Here is a 12,667-nt window from a genome sequence, read left to right as displayed (position 1 = left end):
AAACTATTTATTTTTTGACGAGCTTTTCTAACCTTGAAGTCTGATCTTTAAAATTAATTTTTACAACATAAACGCCTTTGCTAAAAGCACTCATATCTACAACCTCATCATCTCCTTTATAAACCTGTACCGACTTGATATCGCATATTTCTATGAAATCGATATTTGGGTGTTGCATATTTAAATATGTATCTACGGGATTTGGATACATTATATTTTTATGTTCTATAAATCCCATGTTTGATGACAAAGTAGCATCGTTGGTGTTAAATGCCATGACTTTCGCGTTGTCTGAAAAAGTAAGGCCACCAAAGGATTGCGAAAATGATTCTGAGGTCATAAAATACCTGTTCGCATTTACGTAGGTAATGGCTTCTGCTTGTTCCATTCCAAACACACTTAATATGGTTTGGGTGTTTGTTCCCGAAAAAATATCGTTACTATTGTAATTTTCACTAACCCATACAAAGGGTTGAAGTGCCTGAGTATATCCTACTAAATAAAGTTTTCCAGTATATGGGTTAAAACTGCCTCCTGAAATTAATCCGCCACTGTTTAAAGATGTTGCCAAAGGATTTAAAGCATAGTTACCCGGAGTTTTAGAAACTAAATAGGCCAACGTTGTGCCATTCACCCAGTTTTTACTAAACAGCATTAAATTAGAATTATCAAAACAAACAAGTGCTTCGGCATCCCACTCTGTATTATTGGTGTTTGAAGTAAAATCGACCTGATTGGCATAACTAAACGCAATAGTTTCGGCAGCAACAGAAGTAGAACTTAAATAATCGGTTTTGTTAATTTTGTATATTTTTAAATCTGTTCTGTTTCCGTTATTATTTCCAATATCTCCAATATATATGCTGTTTTCGTCTTGGGCAAGATCTTCCCAGTCTACATTTGTGGCGTTAGATATGGTGACTTCTCTTTGAATTATTCCAGATATTGTATCGAGTTCGTAAAGCTTAGTTTCGCCACCCGAATCGTTATGGGTAATGAGTCTATTATTGAAAAAAATAGCGCCGGAAGATTCATTTAAACCACTAGGTAATGCAAATTTTGTTGCAGCACCATTTATTTGAGCCATAGCTCCCAACATTCCTAGAACAAAAACAAATAGCGAAAAGGTAATTTTCATAAGCTTATTTTTTTGTTAACTCCAAAGTTACTATAAAAAATATTGGCGCTAAATCGCCATTAAAAGCTTAACAAAAGTACTGAAAATGAATTACTTAGTTAAAACTCTATTTCGGCCTCCACTTGTTTTCCGTTTCTATCTACAACTACTTTGGTTCGTTGCCCTGTTTCGAAAGCAGATAAAGCGCGCATGTAACTCATCATATCTACAATGGTGCTGTCGCCAATTTTTATAACGATGTCTCCTTTTTGTAATCCTGCTTTTTGTGCAGGTTTATCTTCGCTAATTCCATCAATACGCATGCCTTTTCCATCGAATAAATAATCGGGAATCACCCCTAAACCCACTTTAAATCGCGGCACATTTTCACTTTCATTTTTTGTTTTTCTAAACGCTAATTTGCCATTATTGTCTAAATCTGAAATAACATTGAAAATATAGTTTGAAATTAGCTCCATGCCTTCAATATTCAATTTATCGGCGTCATCACTGGGTTTATGGTAATCTTCATGCTGACCAGTGAAAAAATGCAACACCGGAATATCTGCATTATAAAACGAGGTGTGATCGCTTGGGCCAACACCAGATTCCTTATCAATAAGTTTAAATTTCGTGTTATGTGCTTTTAAGGTTTGCCTTAAGATTGGAGACGTTCCTACACCATAAACAGCCAGTGTACTATCGGCTTTTAATCTACCAACCATATCCATATTAATCATGTAATTGACTTTTTTAATATCGATAGTCGGATTTTTTACAAAATAATTGGAGCCTAACAAGCCCATTTCTTCACCCGAAAAAGCAATAAACAAATAGTTATTATTGGTATTAGCATTTTTAAGTTTACTAGCCAAATTTAACAGCACCGATACCCCACTGGCATTATCGTCTGCTCCATTATGTATGGCACGCTCCCCGCGGTGTAACGACCCTTCTGCTCCGTAGCCCAAATGGTCAAAATGCGCCCCAATAACTATGGTGTTTTCCGCTTTATTATTTAAAAACCCAACAATATTAATTCCTGTAATGGTGCTATCGCCATCTTTAACAGTGTATGTAACTACTTGATGCGGATTGGTTTTAGGTTTAAATGAAAATTTTTGCAAATATCCTTCGGTGCCTTTTGGTGCTAATCCCAAAGTTTTAAATCGGTTTGCAATATAATCGGCCGCAGCTTGTTCGCCTTTGGTACCTGTTTGACGTCCTTCTAACTTATCATCAGACAAAAATGTTACATCTTCCTTTATGGAAATTACTTTAGAATCTACATTTTTACAGGCGCCTAAAATGATGAAAAAAACGAGTATAATGCTATATTTCATATGTATATATGTTAGTTTTGTACAAATTTAGTTAATATTTACTATGAAACGCATATACATTGTTGCATTACTTTTTGTGGTTATTGCTTGTAAAAAAGTGGTAAAAACCAACGTAGATAAAAACGCTGAAATCGAAACTGTTACTGACTCATTGATTTATCCGGGAGAAATTCATTTTAAATCGATTCGTCAAGTTACACATGGAGGCGATAACGCTGAAGCATATTGGAGTTTCGACGATAAACAATTAGTTTTCCAGTCTAATTTCTCGAAATGGAATGTAAGTTGCGACCAAATGTTTTTAATGAACCGCGACGAATCCTTTGATAGTATAGCGCCACCCATGATAAGTACTGGAAAAGGACGTACTACCTGCGCTTACTTTTTGCCAGATAATAAACATATTATTTATGCCTCAACCCATTTAGCTGATGACAATTGCCCTGAAACACCTTTGAGGAAAAACGGCAAATATATTTGGCCTGTTTACGATAGTTTCGACATTTTTATGGCCGATTTACAAGGCAACATCGTAAAGCAATTAACCAACGAAAAAGGCTATGATGCCGAAGCTACCGTATCGCCAAAAGGCGATAAAATTGTGTTTACGTCTATGAGAAGTGGCGATTTAGAATTATATACTATGAATCTAGATGGCAGCAATGTTAAACAAATAACAAACCAATTAGGTTATGATGGCGGCGCCTTTTTCTCGCCAGACGGCACAAAAATTATTTTCCGTTCGTCCCGTCCAAAAACAGAACAAGAAATTAAAGACTATAAGGATTTATTAGCCGAAGGTCTTGTAGAACCTACCGATATGGAACTTTATATTTGTAATGCCGATGGTAGCAATTTAAAACAGCTAACCTTTTTAGGAAATGCGAACTGGAGTCCGTTTTTTCATCCTTCGGGCAAAAAGATATTATTTTCATCAAATTTTGAAGCAGAGCGTGGTTTTCCTTTCAATCTTTATTTAATAGATATCGATGGAAAAAACTTAGAGCGTGTAACACATGGCGATACCTTTGATGCATTTCCGGTGTTTTCAAACGATGGTAAATATTTAGCATTTTCTTCAAATAGAAACAATGGAGGCGGACGCGATACCAATTTATTTATAGCTGAATGGCAGGATTGAGGATTTTAGAAAATAATTAAACTATCTTTGCAGCATCTTTTTAAGTAGAGATTCCTTTATGAAGAACATTAGAAACTTTTGCATTATTGCACATATCGATCACGGTAAAAGTACGCTTGCCGACCGTTTGTTAGATTTTACGGGTACCGTAACCGAAAGAGAAAAGCAAAACCAGTTACTCGATAACATGGATTTGGAACGCGAACGTGGTATTACTATCAAATCGCACGCCATACAAATGGACTATATTTATAAAGGGGAAAAATATACTTTGAACCTTATAGACACCCCAGGACACGTAGATTTCTCATATGAAGTTTCGCGTTCTATCGCTGCCTGCGAAGGGGCGTTACTTATTGTTGATGCCGCACAAAGTATTCAAGCACAAACCATTTCGAACCTTTATTTAGCTCTAGAAAACGACTTAGAAATAATTCCTGTTCTTAATAAAGTCGATTTACCAAGTGCCAATCCAGAAGAAGTAACCGATGATATTGTTGATTTATTAGGCTGTAAACCAGAAGATGTTATTCACGCCAGCGGAAAAACAGGTTTTGGAGTTGATAAAATTTTAGAAGCAGTTATTGAACGTATCCCAGCTCCAAAAGGCGATCCAGACGCTCCATTGCAAGCGTTAATTTTTGACTCTGTTTATAATTCTTTTAGAGGGATTGAAACCTATTTTAGAGTTTTTCATGGTGAGATTAAAAAAGGTCAAAAAATTAAATTTGTTGCAACCGATAAAGATTATTATGCCGATGAAGTAGGAACGCTTAAATTAACACAAGTAGCAAAACAAAGTGTAAAAACAGGCGATGTTGGTTATTTAATTACAGGTATTAAAACTGCCAAAGAAGTAAAAGTAGGTGATACTATTACCGATTTCGCAAAACCAACCACCAACATTGTAGAAGGATTTGAAGATGTAAAACCTATGGTATTTGCTGGTATTTATCCGGTAGACACAGAAGATTACGAAGAGCTTAGAAGTTCTATGGAAAAACTTCAATTAAACGATGCCTCGTTAGTATTTATCCCAGAAAGTTCTGCTGCATTAGGTTTTGGTTTCCGTTGTGGGTTCTTAGGTATGCTTCATATGGAAATTGTACAAGAACGCTTAGAGCGCGAGTTCGATATGACGGTTATTACAACCGTTCCCAACGTGTCGTATAACGCCTATACTAACAAAAACCCAGACGTTCCATTTATTGTAAATAATCCGTCTGATTTACCAGATCCTTCAACCGTAAACCGTGTTGAAGAACCTTATATTAAAGCCACCATTATTACAAAATCTGATTTTGTGGGTAACGTAATGTCGCTTTGTATTGAAAAACGTGGTATTGTATTAAATCAAACGTATTTAACAACCGAACGTGTAGAGTTAACTTTTGAAATGCCTCTAGCTGAAATTGTATTCGATTTTTACGATAGATTAAAAACCGTTTCTAAAGGCTATGCTTCTTTTGATTACCATCCGATTGGGATGAAAACTTCAAAACTGGTGCGTTTAGATATTTTACTTAATTCGCAACCTGTTGATGCACTTTCAGCCTTAATTCACGCCGATAATGCTCAAAATATTGGTAAAAAAATGTGTGAAAAGTTGCGGGAGTTAATTCCGCGTCAGCAATTCGATATTCCAATCCAAGCAGCTATCGGAGCTAAAATTATTTCGCGCGAAACTATTAAAGCACTTCGTAAAGATGTTACCGCCAAATGTTACGGTGGTGATATTTCGCGTAAACGTAAACTTTTAGAAAAACAGAAAAAAGGTAAAAAACGTATGCGTCAAGTGGGGAATGTAGAAATACCTCAACAAGCGTTTATGGCTGTTTTAAAATTAAACGATTAATTATTCCTTTGAAAAAAGGAATCTCTTAACGCGGATTTCTGAATGTAATTATAGGTACTCCTCTTTTTTAAAGGTCAGTGTTTGAGATTCCTGACTACGCAGGAATTTATGCAACAAGCGTTTATGGCAGTATTAAAATTGAACGATTAATTTAGCATTCCTTTGAAAAAAAGGAATCTCTTAAAGCAGATTTCTAATTGTAATTATAGTTACTCTTCTTTTTAAAGGTCAGTGTTTAAGATTCCTGCCTACGCAGGAATTTATGCAACAAGCGTTTATCACGGTTTTATAATTGAACAACTAACTTAGAATTCCTTTGAAAAAAGGAATCTCTTAACGCGGATTTCTGAATGTAATTATAGTTACTCCTTTTTTTTAAAGGTCAGGTTTGAGATTCCTGCCTTCGCAGGAATTTATGCAACAAGCGTTTATGGCGGTTTTAAAATTGAATGACTAACTATTCCTTTGAAAAAAGGAATCTCTTAACGCGGATTTCTAATTGTAATTATAGTTACTCCTCTTTTTTAAAGGTCAGTGTTTGAGATTCCTTTGAAAAAAGGAATCTCCTAAATGGGATGGCTAATTATAGTGATAATTAAGATCGTTTCTCAACGTTTTTTAAATTCCAGTTTAAAGATTCCTGCCTTCGCAGGAATTACGATTAATTAAAATAGTTAATAACTCCCTTGTTTAAATTCCTTATTTAGACTATATTTTTATCTTTAATTCACAATTCTATTTCTTAAAGCAAAAAAACAAGGCAATATTGCCTTGTTTTTTTGCTTTTTTTTAAAGATAATTTCAATAATTCTCTTTATTACTCTTTTTTTCTTAAAAATGCAATTTCAACAAAGTTATTAACAATAATTTTGTAAGTTTATAAGCGCAGTGAGGTTTAGTTTTTTATTTCATAGGCTAAATATTAACAAAAATATTTTATGACTTAATGTTTTACTCAAAGCTGTAAGTTCAAATCACCAAATTTTAGTTTAAATCTGCACAACTTAATTTTAAAAAACTATTATGAAAGCACTTTTTTATACCAGAGAATTTCCACCTTATGTTTACGGAGGCGCTGGTGTTCATGTTGAATATTTAGCCGCAGAATTAGCTAAATTAATGGATGTTGATGTAAGATGTTTTGGCGACCAAAACGAAAATTCAAACAACTTGTCGGTTAAAGGATTTCCATATGATAACCCAATATTTAATGATTCAGATCCGCAACTTAAATCGGTATTTCAAACATTAAGTACTTGTGTACATATGAATGCCGATATCGTTGATGCCGACATTGTGCATTGCCACACTTGGTATGCCCAGTTTGCTGGCATAATTGCGAAACTATGCTACGGCATTCCTTTGGTAATTACCACGCACTCATTAGAACCATTAAGACCTTGGAAACGCGAACAATTAGGCAGAGGTTATGATGCCTCTTCTTGGGTAGAAAAAACAGCGATTGAAATGGCAGATGCTATCATTGCCGTTTCTAAAGAAACTAAAGAAGATGTTTTAAAACATTTTAATGTTGATGAAAGTAAAATTAAGGTTATTTATAACGGAATTAACCTGCAACAATATATCGTAACTTCTGAAACCACCACGCTCGATGCCTATGGTATAGATAAAACGAAACCCTATGTATTATTTGTTGGTAGAATTACAAGACAAAAAGGAATTATCCATTTAGTAAACGCCATAAAGTACATAGATCCAGATACGCAAATTATTTTATGTGCCGGCGCTCCAGACACCAAAGAGATAGGTAAAGAAATGGAAGACGCCGTTAACGAAGTAAAAAAGACACGTAATAATGTTATTTGGATTGACAAAATGCTTGAAAAACAGGAAGTTATTCAATTATACTCGCACGCCGATGTATTTTGTTGTCCGTCTATCTACGAACCTTTCGGAATCATAAATATTGAAGCTATGGCGTGTAACACCGCGGTTGTGGCAAGTGCTGTTGGTGGTATAAAAGAAGTGGTGATACCTGGAGAAACAGGTATTTTAATTCCTCTAGAACAACAAAAAGAAGCACCATTCGAACCTGTAAACCCTGATAAATTTTCAAGAGACCTTGCTAAAGGCATTAACGATTTAATTAATGATGATGCCTTAAGAAATAAAATGGCTTTAAATGGTAGAAAACGTGTTGAAGATTATTTCGATTGGAGCGCTATTGCAAAACAAGTCGAAGATCTCTACAAATCGTTAATTTAAAATTGCTGCTATTAAAACTAACACTAAACTGAAGTATAATTCTAAACTATATAACCATGATAAATAACAAAGTTTTATCCATAATTTTAGGTGGAGGCCAAGGCTCAAGACTTTACCCTTTAACAGAAACAAGATCAAAACCCGCTGTTCCTATCGCCGGGAAATATAGATTAGTTGATATCCCAATTTCTAACTGTATTAATGCCGATATTAAACGCATTTTTGTATTAACACAATTTAATTCGGCATCACTTAATCGTCACATTAAAGACACCTATCATTTTAGTTTTTTTAGCAGTGCCTTTGTAGATGTATTAGCTGCAGAACAAACTCCAACGAATAAAGGCTGGTTTCAAGGTACTGCCGATGCCGTAAGACAAAGTATGCACCACTTTTTAAGACACGATTTTGAATATGCGTTAATTCTTTCTGGTGATCAGCTTTATCAAATGGATTATGATAAAATGATTGATGCTCATGAGGCAAGTAAAGCCGAAATATCTATCGCAACCATTCCGGTAAACGCCAAAGATGCCACATCATTTGGAATTTTAAAAGCTAATGACGAAAACGTTGTAACTTCGTTTATAGAAAAACCTGATGCTAGTTTGTTGCCAGATTGGTCCTCTGAGGTTAGTGACGACATGAAAGCTCAAGGTAGAAATTATCTAGCCTCTATGGGTATTTATATTTTTAACCGAGAACTTTTGGTTGATTTAATGAACGACCCTTCAACCATAGATTTTGGTAAAGAAATTATTCCACAATCTATCGCAGAACACAAAACATTAAGTTATCAATATGAAGGCTACTGGACCGATATTGGAAATATCGACTCCTTTTTTGAAGCCAATATTGGACTTACAGACGACATTCCTAAATTCGATTTATACGACAAAAACAAACGTATCTATACACGCGCCAGAATGCTACCAACTTCAAAAATTTTGGGAAGCACACTTTCTAAATCGGTTATTGCAGAAGGCTGTATAATAGGTGCTGCAAAAATTGAAAAATCGGTTATTGGAGTACGCTCCAGAATTGGTAAAGAAACAACCATCATAAACACTTATATGATGGGTTGCGATTATTACGAAACCCTTGAAGAAATTGAGAATTATAAGATTAGAATCTTAATGGGAATTGGCGAACGCTGCTTTATAAAAAATGCAATCATTGATAAAAACTGTCGTATAGGCGATGATGTACGAATAAATGGAGGAAAACATTTAGAAGACAAAGAAACCGATATGTATGTTATTAAAGATGGTATTGTTGTAATTAAAAAAGGCGCAACCATACCTGTAGGTTATGTAATTTAATTTGTAACTTATTGTATTCGTAAGTATATTCTATAAAAAGTAGTAAACTAATAATTTACTACATTTACTATCTTAAAACTAACTAAACACCATGCAAGACCAAAGAAGAGTTGTAATAGATTATGTGTATCCTAGTATTAACGGAGGTGATTTTTTTATAAAACGTGTTGTTAACGAAATAGTAAATATAAAAGCACATATTCTCGCAGATGGACACGATGTATTAGCGGCATCTGTTTTATATAAACATGAACGAGAGAAAAACTGGAGAGAAAACCGCATTCATCTTACGGTTAATAACGAATGGGAAGGTTCTTTTACCGTTGAAAAACAAGGTTTTTATAGCTACAAAATAGAGGCTTGGGTAGATTATGCTTTAAATTGGCAACATGGTATAGAACGAAAAATTGCCGATAATCAGCATGTAAATTCAGAATTGTTAGAAGGCGTAGGGTACTTAAATGAAGTTTACGATAGTTTATCTCACGACGACAAACTGTATCTAGACCATCTAAAAAATATTTTTCCTAACGGTAACAATTATGATGAAGCGATAAAGGAGGCCACAAGCGGCCGTCTGCATCATATTTTTTATAGTAATCCGAAAAAAATATTAGCGAATACCAGCAAAGAATACCGCGTTTATGTCGATAGAAAAAAAGCGCGTTTTAGTACGTGGTACGAGTTTTTCCCACGCTCTGCTTCCGAGGATCCTGGAGTACACGGTACTTTTAAAGACTGCGAACGCTTGTTACCCAGAGTAGCTAAAATGGGATTCGACACCTTATACTTACCTCCTATTCATCCTATTGGAGAAGTTAACAGAAAAGGTAAAAATAATACCACCACCACCGTTGAAGGTGATGTAGGTTCTACATGGGGCGTTGGGTCGCATTATGGAGGGCACAAAGCTATCCATCCGCAGTTGGGTTCTTTAGACGATTTTAAAAGTTTAATTCACAGAGCAAAAGAACAGAATATTGAGATTGCCATGGATTATGCTTTACAAGCAGCGCCAGATCATCCGTGGGTTAAAGAACACCCACAATGGTTTAAATGGCGACCAGATGGCACCGTACAATATGCCGAAAATCCGCCGAAAAAATACCAAGATATTCTTCCAATTTATTGGGAAACCGAAGACTACAAAGCGCTCTGGAACGAATGCTTAGATATTTTAATGTATTGGATAGACTGCGGCATCCATGTATTTAGAGTGGATAACCCGCACACCAAACCTTTTTATTTCTGGAATTGGATTATTGCACAGGTTAAAGCAAAACACCCCGATGTAATATTTTTAGCCGAGGCCTTTACAGCACCAAAAGTAATGGCGCAGTTAGCAAAACAAGGCTATACACAATCGTACACCTATTTTACATGGCGCAACAATAAACACGAACTTACAGAATATGTTGAAGAGTTAACAAAAACGGAGCTTCGCGAATACATGCAGCCTAATTTTTGGCCAAATACGCCAGATATTAATCCCATGCATTTACAAGGCGCCAACGAATCGAAACATATTCAGCGCTATGTGTTAGCAGCAACACTAAGTTCTAGTATTGGGCTTTATGGTCCGGTTTACGAATACATGTTAAGCGATGCACTTTTAGGACGTGAAGAATACTTAAATTCTGAAAAATTTCAAATTACGCATTACGACTGGAACATTGAAAATAAATTAACCACCTTAATTACAAAAATCAATTACATCCGTCATGAAAATGAAGCACTTCAGCAAACCAATAATATAAAATTCTGTTTCATAGAAAACTCTAATTTAATAGCTTTTTATAAATGGAATGATGCGAAAACAAACGAAGTGTTAATCGTAATTAGTTTAGATGCCTTTAATTTACAGCAAGGTACGCTTCAGCTACCGCTACATGAATTAGGTGTTAATCCCGGACATAATATTCAGATTAAAGATTTAATAACCTTTAATATTTATAATTGGACCAACGAATGGAATTTTGTAGAGTTGCATCCAACACTACCGTTTCATATTTTCAAAATAACTAAATAGTATGCTTAAAGAACCGGTATCTAATAATTTAACACCGACTTACGATTTTAACGAATCGTGGGAGGAGTTATTAGATAATGGTTCTTTTTTAAAACTTTTTTTATCGGATGTTTTAGAAGCTTATATTGTAAAACAACGTTGGTTTGGTGGTAAAGCTAGCACCATAAAATACATTGAGTTATCCGAATATTTTAAAATTCAGCAACACGGAGAAATTTATTTTGGCTTAATTTTAGAAGTCGATTTTATTGAAGCCTTTTACCAACATTATTTTTTACCAATTGCTTTTGTAACCGACGAAAATTTTGCTCCAAAAGATAGAATTCTACCAATTAGCATTAAAAACCAAAAAGGCTATATAATTGATGCTGTTAATTTAGACGCGTTTAGAAAATTGGTGTTTGAAAGAATTGCAACGGCATTACCAAAAGATACCACAAAAGTACAATATCATAAAAGTTTATCGTTTACTGATGCCGTTTACAAGTCCTCTCGTTTTATGGGCTTAGAACAAAGCAACACATCGCTGGTTTACAACGAAAAATATGTGCTGAAATTTTTTAGGCGTATTTTTTCGGATAAAAACCCCGATTACGAAATGAGTCGGTTTTTATCAGAAAAAAAAGAATTCAAAAACACGCCATCTTATTTAGGAAGCATCAATCTGGTAAGTGTAGATAACGATTATATAACCATTGCCTTAATGCAGGAAATGGTGCCCAACCAAGGCGATGCCTGGGATTATATGCTTAAAGAACTATTTACCGTATTCTTAAATATCAAAGAAAAAAATATTAACATTAATACGCTTCCGGAAACGGAACTGTATCAGCGATTAACTATTGCAGACATACCTCCACAAATCATTGATTGGGCAGGATTAAATCTTTTTACAAAAATTCAAACCTTAGCCAAACGAACCGCTGAGATGCATATCGCGTTGGGCTCTGAGTTCGAAGAAACGGCCTTTACCCCGTCTCAATTTAATGGCGACTACACGGTTTGGCTAAAAAACAGATTGATACACCAGTTTCAAAACAGACTCAACATCATCGAAAATAACTTGCATAAGTTAGATGGTTTCGTTTTACAATTGGCTCAGGATTTTTTAAGCAAGAAAAATAAAATCCGTAAGCAATTCACAAACTTTGATTGGACCAAATTAAAAGGCGAACGCATTCGGGTTCATGGCGACTATCATTTAGGGCAAATTCTAGTAAAGGACAACGATTTTTATATCCTAGATTTTGAAGGCGAACCCGAAAGTACGATTCGCGATAGAAAAGTAAAACAACCACCATTAAAAGATGTGGCAGGTTTGTTTAGGTCGTTTCATTATGCGATTTACGCGACCATTTTCAACAATAAAGACAGTTTTAATACCTTGTCTCAAGAACAATTATTTCAGGCAGGAGAAACACTATATAATTACATTACTGGTATCTTTTTAGGTACTTATGTTACCGAAACTCAAAATGCTAATTTAAACTTAGGATATAACCAAGAGCGTATTTTTATATTAAAATACTGCTTACTAGAAAAAGCAGTTTACGAACTAGGTTACGAACTCAATTCACGCCCAGAATGGGCAGTGATTCCCTTAAAAGGAATTTCTAATATTATAAATCACTAAT

The 12,667-nt window shown here is 34.9% G+C and carries 8 protein-coding genes; 6 read left to right on the top strand and 2 right to left on the bottom strand.

All coding sequences use genetic code 11. The features are described from left to right. Window positions 1-7: 7 nt before the first annotated feature. Complete coding sequence (locus ACFQ0I_RS03385; RefSeq protein ID WP_379939337.1) at window positions 8-1,138, bottom strand: T9SS type A sorting domain-containing protein; 1,131 nt, start codon at window positions 1,136-1,138, stop codon at window positions 8-10. Between the two features lie 98 nt (window positions 1,139-1,236). After that, window positions 1,237-2,460, bottom strand: coding sequence for a M28 family peptidase (locus tag ACFQ0I_RS03380; RefSeq protein WP_379939335.1), 1,224 nt, complete (start codon window positions 2,458-2,460; stop codon window positions 1,237-1,239). Between the two features lie 43 nt (window positions 2,461-2,503). On the opposite strand from ACFQ0I_RS03380, the gene ACFQ0I_RS03375 reads away from it, so the two are divergent. The 6 genes from ACFQ0I_RS03375 (at window position 2,504) to ACFQ0I_RS03350 (ending at window position 12,666) form a co-directional block, all read left to right on the top strand. Next, window positions 2,504-3,601 (top strand): TolB family protein, encoded by a 1,098-nt coding sequence (locus ACFQ0I_RS03375; RefSeq protein ID WP_379939333.1) that lies wholly within the window; start codon window positions 2,504-2,506, stop codon window positions 3,599-3,601. A gap of 58 nt (window positions 3,602-3,659) precedes the next feature. Beyond that, a complete protein-coding gene (gene lepA, locus ACFQ0I_RS03370) occupies window positions 3,660-5,456 on the top strand; it encodes a translation elongation factor 4 (RefSeq protein WP_379939332.1) in 1,797 nt (598 codons plus the stop codon). Window positions 5,457-6,479: 1,023 nt separating this feature from the next. Then, window positions 6,480-7,682, top strand: a complete 1,203-nt coding sequence (glgA, locus tag ACFQ0I_RS03365) for a glycogen synthase (protein ID WP_379939330.1) — start codon at window positions 6,480-6,482, stop codon at window positions 7,680-7,682. A gap of 56 nt (window positions 7,683-7,738) precedes the next feature. Continuing rightward, complete coding sequence (locus tag ACFQ0I_RS03360) at window positions 7,739-9,004, top strand: glucose-1-phosphate adenylyltransferase (protein WP_379939328.1); 1,266 nt, start codon at window positions 7,739-7,741, stop codon at window positions 9,002-9,004. Window positions 9,005-9,095: 91 nt separating this feature from the next. Next, complete coding sequence (locus ACFQ0I_RS03355) at window positions 9,096-11,033, top strand: alpha-1,4-glucan--maltose-1-phosphate maltosyltransferase (protein WP_379939326.1); 1,938 nt, start codon at window positions 9,096-9,098, stop codon at window positions 11,031-11,033. 1 nt (window position 11,034) lies between these two features. Further along, on the top strand, window positions 11,035-12,666 hold the full coding sequence (locus ACFQ0I_RS03350) for a trehalose synthase (RefSeq protein ID WP_379939324.1): 1,632 nt from the start codon (window positions 11,035-11,037) through the stop codon (window positions 12,664-12,666). Window position 12,667: the final 1 nt, after the last annotated feature.

It is taken from the genome of Mariniflexile aquimaris (genome assembly GCF_042676825.1).
In the GTDB taxonomy this organism is placed as follows: domain Bacteria; phylum Bacteroidota; class Bacteroidia; order Flavobacteriales; family Flavobacteriaceae; genus Mariniflexile; species Mariniflexile aquimaris.
The sequence above is the reverse complement of the archived record's forward strand: the minus strand, read 5'-3'. Positions and strand labels throughout refer to the sequence as shown.